General features: G+C 63.9%; 17 protein-coding genes. 14 read left to right on the top strand and 3 right to left on the bottom strand.

The features are described 5' to 3' along the window. Positions 1 to 56 precede the first annotated feature (56 nt). From H7225_RS08520 to H7225_RS08490, 7 genes are read left to right on the top strand one after another with little or no spacing between them, the layout of a single operon-like run. Positions 57 to 1,541 carry a form I ribulose bisphosphate carboxylase large subunit gene (locus tag H7225_RS08520; RefSeq protein ID WP_290660791.1) on the top strand — a complete coding sequence of 495 codons (1,485 nt, stop codon included), beginning with the start codon at positions 57 to 59 and terminating at the stop codon, positions 1,539 to 1,541. A 23-nt stretch (positions 1,542 to 1,564) separates the two neighbouring features. Continuing rightward, a complete protein-coding gene (locus H7225_RS08515) occupies positions 1,565 to 2,017 on the top strand; it encodes a ribulose bisphosphate carboxylase small subunit (protein WP_290660789.1) in 453 nt (150 codons plus the stop codon). Between the two features lie 15 nt (positions 2,018 to 2,032). Further along, positions 2,033 to 3,019: a CbbX protein gene (gene cbbX, locus H7225_RS08510; RefSeq protein WP_290660787.1), complete on the top strand. Its 987-nt coding sequence runs from the start codon at positions 2,033 to 2,035 to the stop codon at positions 3,017 to 3,019. A gap of 54 nt (positions 3,020 to 3,073) precedes the next feature. Beyond that, positions 3,074 to 4,168, top strand: a complete 1,095-nt coding sequence (locus tag H7225_RS08505; protein ID WP_290660785.1) for a class 1 fructose-bisphosphatase — start codon at positions 3,074 to 3,076, stop codon at positions 4,166 to 4,168. A gap of 15 nt (positions 4,169 to 4,183) precedes the next feature. Further along, complete coding sequence (locus H7225_RS08500; protein ID WP_290660783.1) at positions 4,184 to 5,059, top strand: phosphoribulokinase; 876 nt, start codon at positions 4,184 to 4,186, stop codon at positions 5,057 to 5,059. Between the two features lie 13 nt (positions 5,060 to 5,072). Next, positions 5,073 to 5,762, top strand: a complete 690-nt coding sequence (gene gph, locus H7225_RS08495; protein WP_290660781.1) for a phosphoglycolate phosphatase — start codon at positions 5,073 to 5,075, stop codon at positions 5,760 to 5,762. Between the two features lie 29 nt (positions 5,763 to 5,791). Continuing rightward, positions 5,792 to 6,388 carry a thioredoxin family protein gene (locus tag H7225_RS08490; RefSeq protein ID WP_290660779.1) on the top strand — a complete coding sequence of 199 codons (597 nt, stop codon included), beginning with the start codon at positions 5,792 to 5,794 and terminating at the stop codon, positions 6,386 to 6,388. 10 nt (positions 6,389 to 6,398) lie between these two features. On the opposite strand, the gene H7225_RS08485 is transcribed toward H7225_RS08490, so the two are convergent. Beyond that, positions 6,399 to 6,680 carry a DUF427 domain-containing protein gene (locus H7225_RS08485; RefSeq protein WP_290660777.1) on the bottom strand — a complete coding sequence of 94 codons (282 nt, stop codon included), beginning with the start codon at positions 6,678 to 6,680 and terminating at the stop codon, positions 6,399 to 6,401. An 83-nt stretch (positions 6,681 to 6,763) separates the two neighbouring features. Between H7225_RS08485 and H7225_RS08480 the strand changes: the two genes are divergently transcribed. Further along, positions 6,764 to 8,104, top strand: coding sequence for an SUMF1/EgtB/PvdO family nonheme iron enzyme (locus H7225_RS08480; protein ID WP_290660775.1), 1,341 nt, complete (start codon positions 6,764 to 6,766; stop codon positions 8,102 to 8,104). A gap of 21 nt (positions 8,105 to 8,125) precedes the next feature. Then, entirely contained in the window at positions 8,126 to 9,097 is a 972-nt protein-coding gene (gene egtD, locus H7225_RS08475; RefSeq protein WP_290660773.1) for an L-histidine N(alpha)-methyltransferase, read from the top strand. Positions 9,098 to 9,106: 9 nt separating this feature from the next. On the opposite strand, the gene eda is transcribed toward egtD, so the two are convergent. Both eda and edd read right to left on the bottom strand, forming a co-directional pair. Continuing rightward, positions 9,107 to 9,754, bottom strand: coding sequence for a bifunctional 4-hydroxy-2-oxoglutarate aldolase/2-dehydro-3-deoxy-phosphogluconate aldolase (eda, locus tag H7225_RS08470; RefSeq protein ID WP_290660772.1), 648 nt, complete (start codon positions 9,752 to 9,754; stop codon positions 9,107 to 9,109). Next, positions 9,751 to 11,586, bottom strand: a complete 1,836-nt coding sequence (gene edd, locus H7225_RS08465; RefSeq protein WP_290660770.1) for a phosphogluconate dehydratase — start codon at positions 11,584 to 11,586, stop codon at positions 9,751 to 9,753. Before edd ends, eda begins: the two co-directional genes overlap by 4 nt. A gap of 95 nt (positions 11,587 to 11,681) precedes the next feature. Between edd and H7225_RS08460 the strand changes: the two genes are divergently transcribed. The 5 genes from H7225_RS08460 (at position 11,682) to H7225_RS08440 (ending at position 20,667) form a co-directional block, all read left to right on the top strand. Next, on the top strand, positions 11,682 to 11,900 hold the full coding sequence (locus H7225_RS08460; RefSeq protein ID WP_290660768.1) for a hypothetical protein: 219 nt from the start codon (positions 11,682 to 11,684) through the stop codon (positions 11,898 to 11,900). A 29-nt stretch (positions 11,901 to 11,929) separates the two neighbouring features. Continuing rightward, positions 11,930 to 12,742: a fumarylacetoacetate hydrolase family protein gene (locus H7225_RS08455; RefSeq protein WP_290660766.1), complete on the top strand. Its 813-nt coding sequence runs from the start codon at positions 11,930 to 11,932 to the stop codon at positions 12,740 to 12,742. 55 nt (positions 12,743 to 12,797) lie between these two features. Next, the gene (locus H7225_RS08450) at positions 12,798 to 15,383 is read left to right on the top strand and encodes a DEAD/DEAH box helicase (RefSeq protein WP_290660835.1); all 2,586 of its coding nucleotides are present in this window, start codon (positions 12,798 to 12,800) and stop codon (positions 15,381 to 15,383) included. A gap of 290 nt (positions 15,384 to 15,673) precedes the next feature. Beyond that, positions 15,674 to 19,744, top strand: a complete 4,071-nt coding sequence (locus H7225_RS08445) for a hypothetical protein (protein WP_290660764.1) — start codon at positions 15,674 to 15,676, stop codon at positions 19,742 to 19,744. Between the two features lie 20 nt (positions 19,745 to 19,764). Then, entirely contained in the window at positions 19,765 to 20,667 is a 903-nt protein-coding gene (locus H7225_RS08440) for a recombination-associated protein RdgC (RefSeq protein WP_290660762.1), read from the top strand. The last annotated feature ends 29 nt before the right edge of the window (positions 20,668 to 20,696 follow it).

Raw genomic sequence — 20,696 nt, 5'->3', positions numbered from 1 at the left:
TGGGTTGGAACCCTTCGCTTCTTTCGCTTTTTCTCCATTCCCACAGAGGATTCAACATGAACAAACCAGTGGAAGCCGGCGTCGTGAACGCCGATCAGATCACCGACCAGAAAAAGCGCTACAGCGCCGGCGTGCTCAAGTACCGCCAGATGGGTTATTGGGATTCCGACTACCAGCCCAAGGACACCGACGTCCTCTGTCTGTTCCGCATCACCCCGCAAGACGGCGTTGACGCCATCGAAGCCGCTGCTGCCGTTGCTGGTGAGTCATCCACCGCCACCTGGACGGTGGTGTGGACCGACCGCCTGACCGCTTGCGACAGCTACCGCGCCAAGGCCTATAAGGTTGAGCCCGTGCCCAACAACCCGGGCCAGTACTTCGCCTACGTGGCCTACGACCTGATCTTGTTTGAAGAAGGCTCGATCGCCAATCTGACGGCCAGCCTGATCGGCAATGTGTTCAGCTTCAAGCCATTGAAGGCCGCGCGCTTGGAAGACATCCGCTTGCCGGTCGCCTACGTGAAGACCTTCAAGGGCCCGCCGACCGGCCTGGTGGTCGAGCGCGAGCGCCTGGACAAGTTCGGTCGCCCCTTGTTGGGCGCCACCACCAAGCCCAAGCTGGGCCTGTCTGGCCGCAACTATGGCCGCGTGGTGTACGAGGGCCTGAAGGGCGGCCTGGACTTCATGAAGGACGACGAGAACATCAACTCGCAACCCTTCATGCACTGGCGTGACCGCTTCCTCTTCGTGATGGACGCGGTCAACAAGGCCAGTGCCGCCACCGGCGAGGTCAAAGGCAGTTACCTGAACGTGACCGCTGGCACGATGGAAGACATGTACGAGCGCGCCGAGTTCGCCAAGAATCTGGGCTCGGTCATCGTCATGGTCGATCTGGTGATTGGCTACACGGCCATCCAGTCCATGTCGAACTGGTGCCGCAAGAACGACATGATCCTGCACATGCACCGCGCAGGGCATGGCACCTACACACGCCAAAAGAACCACGGCGTGAGCTTCCGCGTGATCGCCAAGTGGCTGCGCTTGGCCGGTTGCGACCACCTGCACACCGGCACCGCCGTGGGCAAGCTGGAAGGCGATCCGATGACCGTGCAGGGCTACTACAACGTCTGCCGCGACAGTTACACCCACACCGACCTGCCGCGCGGCCTGTTCTTTGACCAGGACTGGGCCGACCTGAAGAAGGTGATGCCTGTGGCCTCGGGCGGCATCCACGCTGGCCAGATGCACCAGTTGATTCACCTGTTCGGCGATGACGTGGTGCTGCAGTTCGGCGGCGGCACCATCGGCCACCCGGCCGGCATCCAGGCTGGCGCCGTGGCCAACCGCGTGGCGCTGGAATGCATGGTCAAAGCGCGCAACGAGGGCCGCGACATCCTCAACGAGGGCCCGGACATCTTGCGCAAGGCCGCTCAGTTCTGCACGCCCTTGAAGCAGGCGCTCGACACCTGGGGTGACATCACCTTCAACTACGCCTCGACCGACACGTCCGACTACGCCGTGACGCCTGGCGTCTCTAACTAAAGCAGGGCAAGGAGAACACCACCATGATGACCAACCCCACCGGCCGCCTCACGCAAGGCCAGTTCAGCTTTCTGCCCGACCTGAGCGACGAAGAGATCGCGCTGCAGATCGAATACGGCCTGCGCAAAGGCTACGCCTGGAGCGTGGAATACACCGACGACCCACACCCGCGCAACACCTATTGGGAGATGTATGGCAACCCCATGTTTGACCTGAAAGATGCCGCTGGTGTCATGACCGAATTGAAGGCCTGCCGCGATACCTTTGGCCGTGGCCACTACATCCGCCTGATGGCATTTGATTCCACCCGTGGCGTCGAAACCATCGTGATGTCCTTCATGGTCAACCGCCCCAAGAAGGAGCCTGGCTTCCGGCTGGAGCGGCATGAGGTGGATGGCCGTTCGGTGCGCTACACCATGAGCGCCTATGCTTTGGGCGAGCCCGAAGGCGAGCGCTACACAGCGCAAGGCGACTGACGTCTGACCAAGCCCATGAACGCGCCGCTCTACAACATCCCCGGCAGTACCGCCCACCGCGCCCAGGCCGATGCGCCTGTGGTGACCACGCCCGTGGCTGCAACGGCGCAGCCCGCCGAGGCGGCGTCCGTGCCGCGCACCGTGGCCGAGGTGCTTGCCCAAAGCCGCATCGACGATGTGATGGACGAGCTGGACCGCGACCTCGTGGGCCTGGCCCCGGTCAAGACCCGCATCCGCGACATCGCGGCCTTGCTGGTGATCGACAAGCTGCGTTCGGGCTTTGGCCTGACGGCGCAGAGCCCCTCGCTGCACATGTGCTTCACCGGCAACCCCGGTACCGGCAAGACCACGGTGGCCTTGCGCATGGCCGAGATCCTGCACCGCCTGGGCTATGTGCGCAAAGGCCACCTCGTGGCCGTGACGCGCGATGACTTGGTCGGCCAGTACATCGGCCACACGGCCCCCAAGACGAAGGAAGTGCTCAAGAAGGCGATGGGCGGCGTGCTCTTCATCGACGAGGCCTATTACCTCTACAAGCCCGAGAACGAGCGCGACTACGGGCAGGAGGCCATCGAGATCCTGCTGCAGGTGATGGAAAACCAGCGCGACGACCTGGTCGTGATCCTGGCGGGCTACAAGGACCGCATGGATCACTTCTTCCAGAGCAACCCGGGCATGTCATCGCGCATTGCGCACCACCTGGATTTTCCCGACTACGCCACGCCCGAGTTGCTCAGCATCGCCGACAAGATGCTCGGCCAGCAGCATTACACCTTTGGTGCTGGCGCCCGCGAAGCTTTCGACGATTACCTGGGGCGCCGCCTGGAGCAACCTCATTTTGCCAACGCGCGCAGCGTTCGCAATGCCCTGGACCGAGCCCGCTTGCGCCAGGCCAGCCGCCTGTTCGAAGACCGGCACCGCGTGCTGACCCGTGATGACTTGACCACCATCGAAGTGGCCGACATCCGATCCAGCCGCCTGTTCGCCGTGCCGACGACTTGATCGAACGATTCATCGTTCGAGCACCAACATAACAACTCAAAGAGGACCACCACCATGAACACCACGTCCACTGTGGAACTGACCGAAGCCTTGGCCTTGAACCTGTCGGGCATGCCTGCCGACGTGGCCCAGGCTTTGAGCGAAACCTTGCTGACCATCGCGCAAGCTTGTGCGGCCATCAGCGAGGTCGCGGCCCAAGGTGCATTGGCGGGGGCGCATGGCCTGGCGTCGTCCAGCAACTCGCAAGGCGAAGACCAGAAGAAGTTGGACGTGATGGCCGACGACGTGCTGTCGGCGGCCTTGGCCGCTTGCCCACACGTGGCTGGTTGGGCCAGTGAAGAGCACGAGATGCCTTTCGTGTCCGACGAGCATGGCAATCAAGGCCGCTACCTGGTGGTGTTTGATCCGCTTGACGGCTCGTCCAACATCGAAGCCAACATCTCGGTGGGCACGATCTTCTCGGTGTTGCCGCACCCTTACCGTGGCACCACCCCGGGCGAGATGGGGTTTTTGCAGCCCGGACAACAGCAGGTGGCGGCCGGTTATGTGCTGTACGGCCCCTGCACGGTGATGGTGCTGACCTGTCGCCAGGGCGTGCAGATGTTCACCCTGGACCGCACCACCTTGCACGGCGATGGCCCGGCCCGTTGGGTGCTGACCCAATCCGAGGTGCGCATCCCCGTGGCCACGCGCGAGTTCGCCATCAACGCGTCCAACCAGCGCTTCTGGGAAAAGCCCGTGCAGCGCTACGTGGCCGAATGCATCGCCGGTGAATCCGGCCCCCGCCACAAAGATTTCAACATGCGTTGGGTGGCCAGCATGGTGGCCGAAGTGCACCGCATCATGACGCGCGGCGGCGTGTTCATGTACCCGCGCGATGAGCGCGAGCCGCGCAAGGCGGGCCGCCTGCGCCACATGTACGAAGCTGCCCCGATGGCCTTGCTGGTGGAGCAGGCCGGTGGCCGCGCCGTCAACGGCACGCACGATCTGCTGGCGGTGGTGCCCGACACCTTGCACCAACGCGTGCCCGTCATCTTGGGTTCGAAGGAAGAAGTCGATCGCATCGTCAGCTACCACGCCGACCCGCACGAAAACGTGTCGTGGCAGTTGTTCAAGACGCGCTCACTGTTCGTTCAACCGCAAGCCTGATCGGGATCGACGCGCATGTCTCGCAAACACCCCATCATCGTGGTGACCGGCTCCAGCGGCGCTGGCACCAGCACGGTCAAGAGCACCTTTGACGCGATCTTTCGACGCGAAGGCATCACCCCGGCCGTGATTGAAGGCGATGCCTTTCACCGCTACTCGCGCACTGAAATGAAGGTGCGGGTGGCCGAGTACGAGCGCGAAGGCATCGCCCTGAGCCACTTCGGCCCCAAGGCCAACGAGTGGGAGATGCTGGGCAAGCAGTACGAGGCCTATGGCGAAACCGGCCGCTGCAAAACCCGCTACTACCTGCACAACGAAGCCGAGGCTTTGCCTTACCAGCAAGAGCCCGGCACCTTCACGCCCTGGTCGGACACCTCCGTGGACGCCGACGTGCTGTTCTACGAAGGCCTGCACGGCTGCGTCAAGACCGACGAGGTTGACCTGGTGCGTCACGTTGACCTGAAGATCGGTGTGGTACCCATCATCAACCTGGAGTGGATTCAAAAAATCCACCGCGACACCAAGTTCCGGGGCTACAGCAAAGACGCGGTGTCCGACACCATCCTGCGCCGCATGCACGATTACGTGCATTACGTGTGCCCGCAGTTTGGCGAGACCGACATCAACTTCCAGCGGGTGCCGGTGGTGGACACGTCCAACCCCTTCATCGCCCGCGACGTGCCCACGGCCGGTGAGAGCATGACGGTGATCCGCTTCCGCAATCCGCGTGGCATCGACTTCCCCTATCTGCTGTCGATGATGCCAGACTCGTTCATGTCGCGCGCCAACACCATTGTGGTGCCTGGCGGCAAGATGGACCTGGCCATGCAACTCATCCTCACCCCCATGATCCTGCGCCTGATGGAAATCCGCCGCGCACAGATGCGCTGACAGCGCCCCAACCATGACCATTCAACTCATCACCTTCGACCTGGACGGCACCATGGTCGATACCGCCTTTGAGATCGCCGAGGCCGCCAACCGCACGCTCGCTGAAATCGGCTTGCCACGGCGCCCGCTGGGCGATGTCACCAAGCTGATCGGCCACGGCACGCGCGAGCTGATGAAAGGCTTGCTCAAGCAAGCCAAGGAAGCGGGCGAGGCCAAGGTGGACACCCTCGACGTCGAAGCCGTCATGCATTGTTTTGAGGGCCATTACAACGACACCACGGGCACCAACAGCCAGCTGTACCCGGGTTGCCTGGACGGCCTGGAGCGGCTTCGCACCGCCGGGGTGCGCCTGGCCTGCGTCACCAACAAGGAACTGCGTTTTGCCCAGCGTGTGCTGGAGGTGACCGGCCTGGCGCCTTTCTTCCCCATCGTCCTGGGCGGGGACAGCCTGGCAGAAAAAAAACCCCATCCTTTGGTGATTGAGTATTGCCTTGCGGCGCTGAATGTGGATAAATCACGCTCAGCGCATGTGGGCGACTCCTCAATTGATGTTGAGACCGCTCAGCGTGCTGGCGTGGCTGCCTGGGCTGTTCCCTATGGCTACAACGGCGGACAACCCATTGAAGATTCCCACCCCGACGGCGTGTTTACCGACATCGCCCGAATCGCTGACCATGTGCTCAACCTGCGCATGGTCGCTTAATTGTCAACCGACGAGTTAAGGAGATATTCATGGCCGTGACAACCCCCATCGCTGACCTTGGCTGGCACGCTGCACCATTCCGCCTCAAGGGCGTGGACGGCAAGATGCACACGCTCAAGGAGTTGTCTGGCCGGCATGGCACGCTGGTCATCTTCATCTGCAACCACTGCCCTTATGTGAAGGCCGTGTTGCCACGCATCATCCGCGATGCCCGCGAGTTGCTGCCCCTGGGCGTGAACACCATTGCCATCAACTCGAACGACGACTCTACCTACCCGGAGGACAGCTTCGATAACATGCAGCGCCTTGCTGCCGAGATGGATTTCCCTTTCCACTACCTGCACGACGAAACGCAAGAAGTGGCGCGCGCCTATGGTGCCGTTTGCACCCCTGATTTTTACGCCTTCGACGCTGGGGGTTGCCTGCACTACCGTGGGCGCCTGGACGCTTCGGGGCGCGAACCCGCACCTGAAGACGCCCCTCGCGAATTGTTCGATGCCATGCGCCTGATTGCCTATTACGGCTATGGGCCCGGCGATCAATACCCCAGCATCGGGTGCTCGATCAAGTGGCGCGACACCGAACTGGCCGAAGCGCCTTCGGGCCAGAAGGCCCTGGCCGCCTGACCCTGCCTGGTCACTCCTCGACTGAGACGCCGCGCATGAAGGCAACCCGGCCTTTGATTTCTTGCGCGGCTTCTTTCGGCTCAGGGTAGTACCAGACCGCGTCCTGGTTGGCATCGCCATCCACGAACAAGGTGTAGTAACTGGCCTCGCCTTTCCACGAGCACATGGTACGTCGATTGCTGGACAGCACGTATTCGCGCTTGAGCGCGCTCTCGGGGAAGTAATGGTTGCCTTCAACCACCACGATGTCGTCACTTTCGGCGATGATCACGCCGTTCCAGATGGCTTTCATGTTGTCCTCCTGATGACCCCTGTCATCGACAATGCAACTGTACTTCGGTTATCGTGGGCGCCATCTGATTTTGCCCATGTGTCATGAACCGCGAAGAACTGATTGCCCTTGATCGTCCTGACGTTCGGCCGAAGCTTCTGGCGCGTTGGCACGAAGCCCGGTCCATTACCGATGCTTTATTCGACAGCCTCTCGCCCGACGTCTTGTACCAGCGGCCGATTGCCGAGCGGCACCGCGTCGTTTTTTACCTGGGGCACCTGGAAGCCTTTGACTGGAACCTGTTGACCACCAGGCGGGCGATCACGGCGTCTGTCAATGCCGGCTTCAACCAGTTGTTCGCCTTTGGCATTGACCCGGTGGGCAGTGGTTTTCCGCAAGATGTGCCGGGCGACTGGCCAAATCTGCAGGATATCCATGCTTACAGGCTCTCGGTTCGCGAAGCGCTGGACGAACTCATGGGCACCCTGCCGGTGAGCTGGCAAGGGCCGTGGGCCGGTGGCAGTGGACGGCATTTCGATGTCGCCTGCTTGCTCAACGTGGCCATCGAGCACCGTTTGATGCACGCCGAAACGCTGACCTACATGCTGCACCGCTTGCCGGTGGGCTCACCGCGAGACGCAGCAGAAGCGCCTTTGGCCGCCCAGGTGGCACCTGCCCGGTCAGCAATGCCAACAGCCATGGTTAGCATTCCGCCCGGGCGCGTGATGCTGGGTGAATCTCGCAGCAATGCGCAGGCGTTTGGCTGGGACAACGAGTTCCCCGCGCATGAGGTCGCGGTGCCGACCTTTGCCATCGACCAGTACATGGTCACCAATGGCCAGTACCTGGCCTTCATGACCGATGGCGGCTACGAGCGCTCTGAATTCTGGCAACCACAAGATTGGGCCTGGCGAGAAAGCCAAGGCATCAGGCAACCTGCGTTCTGGCGCTGTGAGCGCGACGGCTGGTGGCTGCGTGCCATGCACCAGGAGCTGCCTTTGCCCTTGGATTGGCCGGTGTACGTCAGTCATGCCGAAGCCAGTGCCTACGCGCGTTGGGCTGGCAAGGCCTTGCCCACGGAGGCGCAATGGATGCGGGCGGCCTTGGGGGCTCAGCCTGTGCAAGAAGGGCAGTGCAACGCCAACTTTCGCCGTTGGGATCCCGAGCCCGTTCAGGCCTGCCAACAGGTCAGCGCCTTTGGCGTGGTGGGCATGTTCGGCAATGGTTGGGAGTGGACCCGAAGTGCTTTCCAGCCCGCCGATGGCTTTGAAGCATTTCCGTTTTACCCCGGGTATTCCAAGGATTTTTTTGATGGACAGCACTTTGTCTTGAAGGGCGGATCGCCCAGGACCGCGGCCTGCATGCTCAGGCCCTCGTTTCGCAACTGGTTTCAGGCGCACTACCAGCACGTCTACGCAGGTTTGCGTTGCGTCAGTGCGGACTGATCTGACAACAGAAAGACAGGCATGACCCACCCCACCGCACCCACCGCTGCTCAGGCCGATGCGTTTGCCACCGATGTCTATGGTGGTTTGACGCAATCACCCCAGAAGACCCTGCCATCCAAATACCTGTACGACGCGGTTGGATCGGCCTTGTTTGAGGTCATCACGCATTTGCCAGAATACGGCCTGACCCGCGCTGACGAACGCCTGATCAAGGCGCATGCCCAAGACGTGTTGATCCGCTTGGGCCCCGTGAGCACGTTGGTGGAGTTGGGCAGCGGCAGTGGTCGCAAGACCCGTTGGGTCTTGGAGGCTTGCGCACTGCGCCAACCATGCACCTACTACCCCATCGAGATCTCGGCAACGGCCTTGGCGCATTGCAGCCGCGAGCTGAGCGACATCGTCGGGGTGAAGGTGTTGGGCATCGAGCGCGAATACCTGCCAGGCCTGCAAGAGGTCGCGGCCATGCGCCAGGGTGAATCGCCGATGCTGGTGCTGTTTCTGGGCAGCACCATTGGCAATTTTGCGCGGCCCGATGCGCAGCGATTTCTGTGTGAGGTGCGCAAGTTGATGCGCCCTGGTGATGCGCTACTGCTGGGCACTGACCTGGTCAAACCCCTGCAGCCATTGATCAAGGCTTACGACGATGCTTTAGGCGTCACGGCAGCATTCAACTTGAACCTGCTGGTGCGCATCAACCATGACCTGGGGGCCAATTTCGACATCAGCCAGTTCCAGCACGAGGCGCGCTTCAATCCAGAGACCAGCGCCATCGAGATGCACATCAGGTCTCGCATCAGGCAATCGGTGGACATCCCTGGTGCGGGCCTAACGATTGGCTTCGAGGCGGGCGAAACCATCTGGACCGAGATCAGCCGCAAGTACCTGGCGCCCGATGTGCTGGCCATGAGCGCGCAGGCCGGATTCACTTCGGCCGACCAATGGATTGACGAGGACTGGCCCTTTGCCGAGACCTTGCTGGTGGCGGCTTGATATCGCGGCCTAGCAGGTGAGTCGGCCCAGCCCGCTGGATGCGTGCGCCAGCACCTCGATGGCCGACCAGTCGCCCGCTGCCACCAATAACGCCGGGGCCAGCCACGAGCCGCCCACGCAGGCCACGTTGGGCAAGGCCAGAAAATGGGGTGCAGTCTCGACCGTGATGCCGCCGGTGGGGCAAAACAGCGCGTCGGCAAAAGGGCCGCCCAGGGCTTTGAGCATGGCGACGCCACCGGCTTGCTGAGCCGGGAAGAACTTGAAGCACTCAAAGCCCGCGTCCATTGCGGTCATCAACTCGCTGGCCGTGGCCACCCCTGGCAGCAGCGGAATGGCCGCTTTGTGGGCGAACTGGGCCAATGCCGGGGTCAGCCCCGGCGAGACCGCGAACTGGGCCCCCGCGCGCGCGACGTCATCCCATTGCTTGATGGTGGTCACGGTGCCTGCGGCGATCACCGCTTCAGGCACTTCTCTGGCCAGGGTTTCGATCACTTCCAGCGCGTTGGGGGTGCGCAAGGTGATCTCCAGCACCTTCAAGCCGCCCGCCAGCAAGGCGCGGGCGATGGGCACGGCGTCGGCGGTGCGGTTGATCACCAGCACGGGGATCACGGGACTCAGGCGCATCACGGCCGCCAGCATGTGGTTTTTGTTGCTCATGGATTGTCGGGGGGGAAGCCAAAAGACATGGCGCCTTGCTCGGCACCGGTGACGGCATGGCGGAAGGTGCCGAACAGCTCGCGGCCACTGCCGTGAGTGTTGGCGGACAGGTCAGCCGTGGGGGTTTCACGCAGTGCCCATTCCGCCTCGTCGACCAAGGCGGTCAGGGTGCCGGCTTCGGCATCCAGTCGGATGATGTCGCCATCGCGCACCTTGCCCAGCGGGCCACCGGCCAGCACTTCGGGCGTGATGTGGATGGCCGAAGGCACCTTGCCCGAGGCACCCGACATGCGGCCGTCGGTGACCAGGGCCACGTTGAAGCCCTTGTCCTGCAGATTGGCCAGGGTGGGCGTGAGCGAATGAAGCTCGGGCATGCCATTGGCGCGCGGCCCCTGAAAGCGCACCACGGCCACGAAGCTGCGCTCCAGCTCGCCGCGCTTGTAGGCTTCGATCAGGTCTTCCTGCTGGTCAAAGACCACGGCGGGGGCTTCGATCAAGCGGTGCTCTGGCTTGACGGCGGACACCTTGATCACCGATCGGCCCAGGTTGCCATTCAGCACCTTGAGCCCGCCGTCTCGCGAGAAGGGCGTGGAGAAGGGCACCAGCACGGTGGCATTGCCGCTGTCGGGTGGCACGGCCTGCCAATGAACCAGCTCGTTGTGCAGCATGGGCGTCTGCGTGTAGTGGTGCAGGCCCCGGCCCATGGCGGTCAGCACCTGAGAGTGCAGCAGCCCGGCGTCCAGCAATTCGCGGATCAGGAAGGCCATGCCGCCAGCGGTGTGGAACTCGTTGACGTCGGCGTTGCCGTTGGGGTAGATGCGGGCCAGCAGCGGCACCACGGACGACAGGCGGTCGAAGTCATCCCAATCGATGATGATGCCTGCCGCCCGCGCAATGGCCACCAGGTGCAAGGTGTGGTTGGTGGAGCCGCCCGTGGACAGCAGGCCGACGATGCCGTTGACGATGGCTTCTTCGTCGATGACCTTGCCCAGCGGGATGTGGTTGCCACCCAGGTGCGTGATGCTGGCGACGCGGCGCGCGGCCTCGCGCGTCAGGGCTTCGCGCAGCGGTGTGTTGGGCGAGACAAAGGCGGCACCGGGCAGGTGCAGTCCCATCACTTCCATCAACATTTGATTGCTGTTGGCTGTGCCGTAAAAAGTGCAGGTGCCCGCCGAGTGGTAGGACTTTTCCTCGGCCTCCAGCAAGGCCTCTTTGCCGATCTCGCCCGCCGCAAATTTCTGGCGGACTTTGGCTTTTTCGGCATTGGGCAAACCCGTGCCCATGGGGCCAGCGGGCACGAAGATGGTGGGCAGGTGGCCAAAGCTCAAGGCGCCGATCAACAGGCCTGGCACGATCTTGTCGCACACGCCCAGGCACAACACGGCATCGAACATGTTGTGCGACAAGGCCACGGCCGTGGACAGGGCGATCACGTCGCGCGAAAAAAGCGACAGCTCCATGCCGGGCCGGCCTTGCGTGACGCCATCGCACATGGCGGGCACGCCGCCGGCAAACTGTGCGGTGGCGCCGGCTTCGCGCGCGGCCTGCTTGATCCATTCAGGAAAGGCCTGTAGTGGTTGGTGGGCCGACAACATGTCGTTGTAGGACGAGACGATGGCGATGTTGGGCTTGCGCTGTTCGCGCAGCCAGATCTTGTCGGCGGGCTCGGCGGCGGCATAGCCATGGGCCAGGTTGGTACAGCCCAGCTGGGCTCGACCCGATTGATTGGACCTGCCGGCGTCTTCAATGCCCTGCAGATAACGCTGACGCGTGGCCGTGCTGCGCAGTCGGATGCGATCAGTGATGGCCAGAAGCTGAGGATGGGTGTTCACGGCTGGATCAGAGGGGTTATGGGGGCGAATGGCATGACTTAAGATGCCTTGTGCCTGATTCTGGCACCACATCCTCCACTGGAGAAATCTGCATCATGAATCCGGTCAAGGTCGTTGGCATTGTGTTGATCGTGGCGGGCACGCTGGGTTTGGTGTATGGCGGCGTCAGCTACACCAAAGAGCATCAGGCCGCCAAAATCGGCCCCATTGAGCTGTCCATGAGCCAGAAAGAAACCGTGGCCATTCCCACTTGGTTGAGCGTGGGCGCCATCGTGGTGGGCGCGGCTTCGCTGCTCTTGTCCAGCAAGCGGTGAGCCTGCGCCTGGGGGGATCTGGATTGGGCATGACGGGATCGCCTTCAAAAGCCATGGATGCCGCGCGCATCCTGTCTGCACGCCGTTTGTCCGGTGAGCAAGGGGCTCGCCTGCCAGAGGGTTGCCGCCCTCAATCCCTGGATGAGGCCTTTGACGTTCAGGCAGCGGTCACGCAACAACTTTCGGCGCGCATCGGCGCCTGGAAGTGCGCGTTGCCCCTGGAGGGCCGCTTGACGGCCGCCCCCATCTACGCCAACAAGGTTCACACGGGCAGCCCCTGCGCTGTCTTTGCCCAAGATGGTTGCGTGCGGGTGGAGCCCGAGTTGGCCTTCATCCTGCGCCAAGACTTGCCAGCACGCGCCTCGCCCTACAGCCAAGCAGAAGTGGACGACGCGATCGCGCGCACGCACATCGCCCTTGAATTGATCGATGGCCGCTACACACCTGCCGAGGCGGCCCAGGCCAGCTTTGCCGAGAAGCTGGCCGATGGTCTGGTCAACCAGGGCTTGTTCCTTGGCCCTGAGGTCGATGCCGTCTGGTCCAGCGCTGCCACTGACCTGGCGATCCGCGTGCGCCAGGCATCCGGCGCTGAGCGCCTGCACAAGGGGCGCCATCCCAACGTCCTGCCTCGGTCACCGCTGTACTGGTTGGTCGAATTTTTGCGCAGCCGCGGGCAGGGCTTGCATGCGGGCCAGGCCGTGATCACTGGTTCTTACGCGGGCAGTTTCACGCTGCCCTTGAACGAAGACATCGCCATCCAGTATGGCGATCTGGGCGGGTTGACCGTGCATTTCACGCGCCTGACCATGGGCCAGTTCAGTGAGCCGTCCTCGCAGCAGTGAGGCCGTGCGCGCCTGGGTAGACGCATTGCGCCGCCAGGCCGACAAGGCCACCTTGATGCAACTGCCGCCTTTGCTGGGTGAAGACGCTGCCCGCGTGATGGCCTTGCTGCGTGCCAGCGCCGACGAGCCGATTCCAGATGGTTTTCTTGACTCGGTCCAGGCTGCCGGCGGCGAAGTTCAAGGGCACTTTCGCCCCCGGCTGACCTTGCAGACTCTGAGCCGGGGTGATGGCCTGTTGGGCATGAAGCCCTCAGGCCTGTTTGGACCTCGCGGCGGCACGGTGACCGTGGCGCACATCGACTGGGCCTACGCCACCGACGAAGGCCTGCGCTGGGAAACGCACGCCCCCACCGCCTTGTTGAACAGCCGGCCCAAGGCCATGCAGCCCATGCTGGACGCGGGGGGCCAGTCGGTGACGTTGCGGCGCGATCTGGGCGCCGAGGCCGATGCGCTGGACACCATCCGCGCCTTGGGCTTTCACCCTTTGCCGCCCGATGCCTTGCAATGGCGCATGGCCAACGCGGAGGGTGAGCACGATCACCTGTGGTCCTTGCTGCAGGAGGAATTTTTTGGCGACTTCTGGGCCGACCAGGCACCGGGCCTGCAGGCCCAGGGTTGGACGGTCGTCGTGCGCCCCGGTTTTGCGCATGAAAGCGTGCCGGTCGAGGCCTGGCGTTTGATCGTCGATTCTGAAACCGGCGAGGTGCTGGGTAAGGAGGTGGCCTCGCGTCTTCGTGGGCGCGGTGCGCTGCCCGATGGTTTGGGCCTGGCTCGGCGCGAAGGCTCCTGGCTCTTGTCCCTGGGCGTTGAGATCGATGGGCAGACCCTGGACCTGTCGCCCTTGCTGGCCGACTTGTTGCGCCGCGATGCGCGCTGGCTGGATGCCGACAAGGTGGCCGCCATCGACGATCTGGCGCTGATCTCTCTGCGCGCGCCAGGCGGCAAGCGCATCCACGCTTTGGCCGCACCGCTCAAGGTCATTGTGGGCGCCATGCTGGATTTGTTGACCGATCCAAGGCGCGTCGATGGACCACTGCGCCTGTCGCCCTGGGATGCTCACCGCATCGATGATCTGCGCTTGAGTCTGCTCGACACGCAGGCCGAGCGCGCGGGTGTGCATGGCGCCTGGCAACTGCAGGGTGCCGCTGGCTTGCAGGCTTTGGCCCGGCGCTTGGAGGGTGCAGGCGAGCCGCGCCCGGTGGCGGCCCCATTGGGCTTGAACATCACCCTGCGGCCCTACCAGTTGCATGGCGTGGCCTGGCTGCAATACCTGCGCGAACACCACCTGGCGGGCATCCTGGCCGACGACATGGGCCTGGGCAAGACGGCGCAGGCCCTTGCCCACATCCTCATCGAGCAGCATGCCGGGCGGCTTGATCGGCCGGTGCTGGTGGTGCTGCCGACGTCGCTGGTGTTCAACTGGCAGGCTGAGATCAAACGAATGGCGCCCGGTTTGCGCGTGCTGACCTTGCAAGGCCCACAGCGTGCCGATGACTTTGCCCTGATGGCCGAGCACGACATCGTGCTGACCACCTACCCCCTGCTGTGGCGGGACATCCGGGTGCTGGAAGCCCAGCCCTTCCACCTGGTGATCCTGGATGAAGCGCAAATGGTGAAGAACGCGTCCAGCCACAGCGCGCGGGCCGTGCGGCGCCTGCACACCCGCCACCGCTTGTGCATGACTGGCACGCCGCTTGAAAATCACCTGGGCGAGTTGTGGGCGCAGTTCGATTTCCTGATGCCGGGCTTTCTGGGTGATTCGCGCAGCTTCCACCGCCTGTGGCGCAAGCCCATCGAAGTCGGCGGAGAAACCTTGCGGGCCGAGTTGTTGGCCAAGCGCGTGCGGCCGTTCATCCTGCGCCGACGCAAGCAGGACGTGGCCACCGAGCTGCCGCCCAAGACCGAAGTGATCAAGCGCTTGCAGTTGCAAGGCCGCCAGCGCGATCTGTATGAAAGCGTGCGCCTGGCGGCCGACGAGCAGGTGCGCCGCGTCCTGCTGCGCAAGGGCTTCGCGGGCGCACAGATCACCATCCTGGATGCCTTGCTCAAGCTGCGGCAGGTGTGTTGCGACCCCTACCTGCTCAAAGGCGAGCAAACACCCAAGACCATGGAGCGCGCCAAGCTGGAAGTTCTGTTGGACATGCTGCCCGAGTTGGTCGATGAGGGCCGGCGCGTGCTGGTGTTTTCGCAGTTCACCGAGATGCTGGGCCTGATCGAGCAGCAACTGGACATCTTGCAACTGCCCTGGCTGGCCTTGACCGGCCAGACGCCGCCCTCCAAGCGTGGCGAGGTGGTGGCGCGCTTTCAGAACAAGGAGGTGCCCATCCTCCTGGTCAGCCTGAAGGCTGGTGGTGTGGGCCTGAACCTCACCGCCGCCGACACCGTCATCCACGTTGACCCCTGGTGGAATCCGGCCGTGGAAGATCAGGCCACGGCCCGAGCACACCGCATCGGTCAGGACCAGCCCGTGTTTGTCTACAAGCTGGTGGTGGCGGGCAGCATCGAGGAGCGCATCCTTGAGCTGCAATCACGCAAGGCCGCTTTGGCCGAGGGCGTGCTGGGCAGCGATGGTGCCGCCACGCCCAAGTTCAGCGCCGCAGACCTGGACGCCTTGCTGGCGCCCTTGGGCCCGCCGCAGTGAACCGTGCGTGCAACACCAAGGCCGCCGCCACGGTCGCCAGCAGGTGCTTGAGCGTGTGCCCGCCCACCCCCAGGTGCTCGCGCCAGATGGCCGACAGCAGCCCGGCGAAGGCCAGTGCGATGGGCAAGCGGTCCCACACCAGCCGGGCGTTGTCCGGGGCCAGGTGATTTCAGCCCGCCGGTATCGACCGGCGATACCGCTGCGCTCATTTGTAAAAACGCATCGATTTCTGGCAGAGTCCGCAGCAGATCAACACAGGGGTGGGTATGCGCTTCATTTCCAGGCCAGCGATGGCTGTCATTGCTGGCTTTTTGAGCAGCGTGGCGATCGCGGCGCCTTTGGGCAAAAACGAAGTACCCGCCAGTCTGAAAGACTGGTTACCTTGGGCCATGCATGGCCATGAGGCCTTGCTGTGTCCGCCGCCGTACAACGGCGACCAGGCCAAGGCCTGTGTCTGGCCATCATCGTTGGTGCTGCGTGCGGGCGCGCAGGCCGCGAGCTTCCGCTTCGAAGTCCAGGTATATGGCTTGGCATCGCAGGTCGTGTTGCCAGGCGAGGCCACACGTTGGCCCAAGGACGTCAAGGCGAACGGGCGCGCTTTGCCGGTGTCCGAGGCGGATGGGCACCCGGTGACCTTGCTGGCGCCCGGCCGCCATGTGGTCGAAGGCAACATCCCCTGGAAAGACATGCCGCAAGACCTGCAGTTGCCCAAGGGCGTGGGCAGCGTCGTGTTGTGGGTGGATAGGGCGCAGGTCGCCCGTGCGCCTGACGCCGAAGGCCGCGTCTGGTTGAAGCAAGCCCCGCAAGTGGCCCAAAGCACCGATGCCCACACCGTGCACACCACGCGCCTGGTGGACGACCAAGTGCCCTTGCGCGTCACCACGCATTACGACATCGCCATCTCGGGCAGGGCCCGCGAGATCGAGCTGCCCCTGGCCTTGCTGCCGGGCCTGGTCGCCGAATCCATCGACAGCCCTTTGCCGGTGCGCCTGCACGACAACGGCAAGCTGGTGGTGCAAGGGCGCCCTGGCAACTGGTCGATCGAATTGCGGGCGCGGCTGATGTCGCCAGTGCAGGCTTTGACCTTGCCCAAAGGCGCGGCATCAGAGGATGAGATCTGGTCGTTTGCCGCGCACAACGATGTTCGGCTGGTGAGCGTGGAAGGCGTGGTGTCGGTGGACCCCAAACAGGTGGCCATGCCCGAGCCCTGGCGTGCCTACCCCGCCTACCGCCTGCGGCCCGGCGACACCTTGAAGCTGGTGCAGACGCGCCGTGGCAACCCCGTGCCCAACCCCGACAGCTTGCGCATCGCGCGCGAGCTCTGGCTTGATTTTGATGGACAGGGCTACACCTTCCACGACGAAATCACCGGCACCTTGTCGCGTTCGTCTCGCCTTGAGTTGGCCGCGCCTGGCGTGCTGGGCCGGGCCTCCTTGAACGACGATGACCAATCGATCACCCGCTTGAAGAACCCTGGGCCAGATGGCCTGGAAGTGCGCACCGGCGCCGCCCGTTTGAGTGCCGACAGCCGGGTGGTGGGCGGTGTGCGCACCTTGCCGGCATCAGGCTGGGCCGTTGATTTCAACAAGGCCTCGGCGATGCTGAACTTGCCGCCCGGTTGGCGTTTGCTGCACGCTGGCGGGGTGGACACTGCCGACGGTTCGTGGGTGTCACGCTGGACCTTGTGGGACTTTTTCTTCGTGCTCTTGAGCGCTTTGGCCGCTGGCAAACTGTTCGGCTGGAAGCGTGGGGCCTTGTTGGGGGCTGCGCTGGTCGTGTCCTGGCACATGCCTGGCGCGCCGCAATCGCTGTGGCTGATGATGTTGGCGTTTCATGCGCTGACCAAGGTCTTGCCTTCCGGCAGGCTCCTGGTCCTGTCCACGTGGGCCGAAAGGGCCTTGGCCTGCTTGATCGCCTTGGTGCTGTTGCCGTATGCCGTGCAGCAGGTCCGCTTGTCGATGTACCCGGCGCTGGAGCGCCCTTGGCAGACCATGGGCGAAGCGCAGCGAGAGCGCAATCAGGCGGCGTCCGAGGCGGTGGAGGCGACCCTGGCAGACGCGCCTTCGCCCGAGGCCGATGGCGCGCCACCAGCGTCCGTGAGCAGCCGGCAGTACAGCGTGAGCAAGTCGCAGGCGGTGCCCGCACCCGCGCCAAAGTTGGCGCAACGGCTGGACGAGCAGGATCCCGGTGCCAAGGTGCAAACGGGCCCGGGCTTGCCCAGTTGGCAATGGAACGCGCATCGCCTGGCTTGGCAAGGGCCGGTGCAGCAGTCTCAATCCTTGCGGCTGGTGCTGTTGCCGCCGGCTGGCACGGTGGCATGGCGCCTGGCCAGTCTGGCGCTGCTGGTGATGGCCCTGTTGAGCATGCTGGGCAAGATGCCCTGGTGGCCCTCTTGGCGCAGCAAGCCTGTCCCGGCAGAAGGTGCGGCCCTGGCCACCGTGCTGCCCTGGATCTGCGCGGCCTTGTTGATGGGTGCACAAGGTGATGCCCGGGCGGCCGAACCCACGCCCGCCGAACCCGTGACCCCACCCGCCAGCGCCTTGCTGGACGAATTGCGCAACAAGCTGACCGCGCCCCCCGATTGCATGCCACGTTGCGCCGATGTGCCACGCCTGTGGCTGGTGGCGACCGGCTCGCGCATTCAGCTGCGCATCGAGGCCCATGCCCTGGCCGATGTCACCATGCCTTTGCCAGGGCAGGGCGTGAACTGGCGGCCGGCTTCTGTCACCGTGGACGGCAAGCCGGCGGCCATCCGCCGAGACGATGCCGGCGCCTTGTGGATCGCCTTGAGCCAAGGCGTGAGCCAGGTTGTCCTGGAAGCCGATGTGGGCAATGCCTCGGCGGTGGACATCTCGCTGCCCATGCCGGTGCGCGAAGTCAAGTCGCAAACCCAGGGCTGGACCCTGGCCGGCCTGGACGCCCGTGGTTTGGCCTCGGGCGCCCTGAGCTTGTCGCGCGAGCAATCCTCGGTGCAATCCGAAGACCGAGGCACGCAGCGGGACGCCTTGCCGCCCTTTGTGCGTGTGGCGCGCACCTTCCACCTGGGCCTGCGCTGGACGGCCGAGACGCACATCCAGCGCATCACGCCCAGCCTGGCGCCGCTGCGGGTCAGGGTTCAATTGCTGAGTGGTGAATCGGTCAACGACGATGCCGTGCAAGTGCAGGATGGCGTGGCCACGGTGCAGCTGGGTGCGAACGAGTCGGTGGCTTTTGTCAGCACCTTGAAAGAGTCACCTAAGCTGTCCTTGAACAGCACCAAGGCGCTGAACCAGATTGAAGTGTGGAAGCTGGACACCTCCACGCAATGGCACGTGGCCTTGTCCGGCATCGCGCCCGTGGTGCACCAGGAGGCCGGGCGCTGGATGCCCACCTGGCAACCCTGGCCGGGCGAACAGGTGGTCATTGACGTGTCCAAGCCAAGCGGCGTGGCAGGCCAGACCTTCACGGTCGACCGGGTGGACACCAGCGTGAACCCCGGCGCGCGTGCCACGGACGTGTCCGCGCAAACCGCGCTGCGCTCCAGCCAGGGCGGCAACCACCGCTTTCAGTTGCCAGCCGGTGCCGAACTCCTGGCGGTGTCCGTGGATGGGCAGGTGCTGCCCGTGCAGCAGCAAGCCGCTGCCGTCATGGTGCCCATCACGCCCGGGGCCCATGTGGTCAAGCTGGATTGGCGCGAGCCGCGTGGCATGTCCTGGTGGTTCCAATCCCAAACCCTGAATGTGGGCGCGGCGGGTGTCAATGACCGCACTTCCATCAACGTGCCCGCCGACCGCGTGGTGCTGGCCGTGGGCGGGCCCAGCGTCGGCCCCGCTGTTCTTTTCTGGGGCGTGTTGATCGTCATCATCGCCGTGGCCTGGGGCTTGGGGCGCTCGCGGTTCACCCCGCTCAGCGCGGTGTCGTGGGTGCTGTTGGGCCTGGGCATCGCCCAGATGTCGCTGATCGGCATCGCGGTGGTGGTGGGCTGGTTCCTGGTGATGGAATCACGCCGCCGATTCGGGCCGGCCTTGAGCCGGCGCTGGTTCATCACCGCGCAGATTGCGGTGGCGCTGTGGGGCCTGCTGGCGGCGGGGGTCTTGCTGGAGACCGTGCGGATGGGTTTGTTGGGTTATCCGGACTTGATGGTGCTGGGCAACGGGTCAGATGCCTCGCACCTGCATTGGTACGCAGACCGCTTTGCTGCCACCACTGCCCAGGCCTGGCTTCTCTCGGCACCAGTGGTCGTTTACCGGGTGGTCATGCTGTTGTGGGCGCTTTGGTTGTCGGCCTCGCTGTTGCGCTGGGTGAAATGGGCGTGGGAGTGTTTCAGCGCGGGCGGCCATTGGCGGGATAATCCGCCACCCCCGCAAGCTCCCCCTGTTTGACATCAACCACAAGGACCCCTGTGTTCAAGAATTTGACGGTGTATCGCATTGGGCCGGACTGGTCCGCTTCAGTGGCTCAGATCGAAGAAAGCCTGTACAAGGCTAGGTTTGTGGAATGTGGCGCCACCCAGCAGCAATCGTCTGGTTGGGTGGAGCCTCGCGGCATCAAGCACGCGCCCCTGGTTGAAAAGGTGGGTGGCCAGTTGCTGCTCAAGCTCATGATCGAGCAGCGCGTGCTGCCCGGTGCCGTGATCAAGCGCCGCACCGAGGAGATCGCGGCCAAGATCGAGCAAGACACCGGCCGCAAGCCCGGCAAAAAACAAACCAAGGAGATCAAGGAACAGGCCATGCTGGAGTTGCTGCCCATGGCCTTCACCAAGCAGGCGTCCGTCAACGTCTGGATCGACCCCGAGCAGCGCCTGTTGCTGGTCGATTCAAGCAGCCAGGGCAAGGCCGACGAAGTGGCCAGCTTCCTGGTCAAGACGCTGGAGACCATCGCCGTCAGCCAGTTGCACACCAAGCAGTCATCGGCCGTGGCCATGTCGGAATGGCTGGTGAGCGGCGAACCGCCTGCCACCTTCACGGTTGACCGCGATTGCGAGCTGAAGTCGGCCGACGAGATGAAGTCGGTGGTGCGCTATTCAAGGCACCTTCTGGACATCGATGAAGTGCGCCAGCACATCACCAGCGGCAAGGTGCCCACCAAGCTGGGCATGAGCTGGGAGGGGCGCGTCTCCTTCATGCTGACCGACACCATGCAGATCAAGAAGTTGACCTTCCTGGACGTGGTGTTCGAAGGCCAGAAGGCGGCCAGCAAAGATGAGGCCTTTGACGCCGATGCCGCCATTGCCACGGGCGAGTTGAGCCAACTGATCCCCGATCTGGTGGATGCCCTGGGCGGCGAGCAGGTCATGGGGGCTTGATCGGGCGCGGGCTTGTCGGCGAAGTCTTA

It is taken from the genome of Aquabacterium sp. (assembly GCF_014378415.1).
Lineage (GTDB): Bacteria > Pseudomonadota > Gammaproteobacteria > Burkholderiales > Burkholderiaceae_C > Aquabacterium.
The sequence above is the reverse complement of the archived record's forward strand: the minus strand, read 5'-3'. Positions and strand labels throughout refer to the sequence as shown.

Coding starts and splice junctions, on each gene's coding strand:
- H7225_RS08520 (WP_290660791.1), top strand. CDS start 57: ATGAACAAACCAGTGGAAGCCGGCGTCGTGAACGCCGATCAGATCACC.
- H7225_RS08515 (WP_290660789.1), top strand. CDS start 1,565: ATGATGACCAACCCCACCGGCCGCCTCACGCAAGGCCAGTTCAGCTTT.
- cbbX (WP_290660787.1), top strand. CDS start 2,033: ATGAACGCGCCGCTCTACAACATCCCCGGCAGTACCGCCCACCGCGCC.
- H7225_RS08505 (WP_290660785.1), top strand. CDS start 3,074: ATGAACACCACGTCCACTGTGGAACTGACCGAAGCCTTGGCCTTGAAC.
- H7225_RS08500 (WP_290660783.1), top strand. CDS start 4,184: ATGTCTCGCAAACACCCCATCATCGTGGTGACCGGCTCCAGCGGCGCT.
- gph (WP_290660781.1), top strand. CDS start 5,073: ATGACCATTCAACTCATCACCTTCGACCTGGACGGCACCATGGTCGAT.
- H7225_RS08490 (WP_290660779.1), top strand. CDS start 5,792: ATGGCCGTGACAACCCCCATCGCTGACCTTGGCTGGCACGCTGCACCA.
- H7225_RS08485 (WP_290660777.1), bottom strand. CDS start 6,680: ATGAAAGCCATCTGGAACGGCGTGATCATCGCCGAAAGTGACGACATC.
- H7225_RS08480 (WP_290660775.1), top strand. CDS start 6,764: ATGAACCGCGAAGAACTGATTGCCCTTGATCGTCCTGACGTTCGGCCG.
- egtD (WP_290660773.1), top strand. CDS start 8,126: ATGACCCACCCCACCGCACCCACCGCTGCTCAGGCCGATGCGTTTGCC.
- eda (WP_290660772.1), bottom strand. CDS start 9,754: ATGAGCAACAAAAACCACATGCTGGCGGCCGTGATGCGCCTGAGTCCC.
- H7225_RS08460 (WP_290660768.1), top strand. CDS start 11,682: ATGAATCCGGTCAAGGTCGTTGGCATTGTGTTGATCGTGGCGGGCACG.
- H7225_RS08455 (WP_290660766.1), top strand. CDS start 11,930: ATGACGGGATCGCCTTCAAAAGCCATGGATGCCGCGCGCATCCTGTCT.
- H7225_RS08450 (WP_290660835.1), top strand. CDS start 12,798: ATGCAACTGCCGCCTTTGCTGGGTGAAGACGCTGCCCGCGTGATGGCC.
- H7225_RS08445 (WP_290660764.1), top strand. CDS start 15,674: ATGGCTGTCATTGCTGGCTTTTTGAGCAGCGTGGCGATCGCGGCGCCT.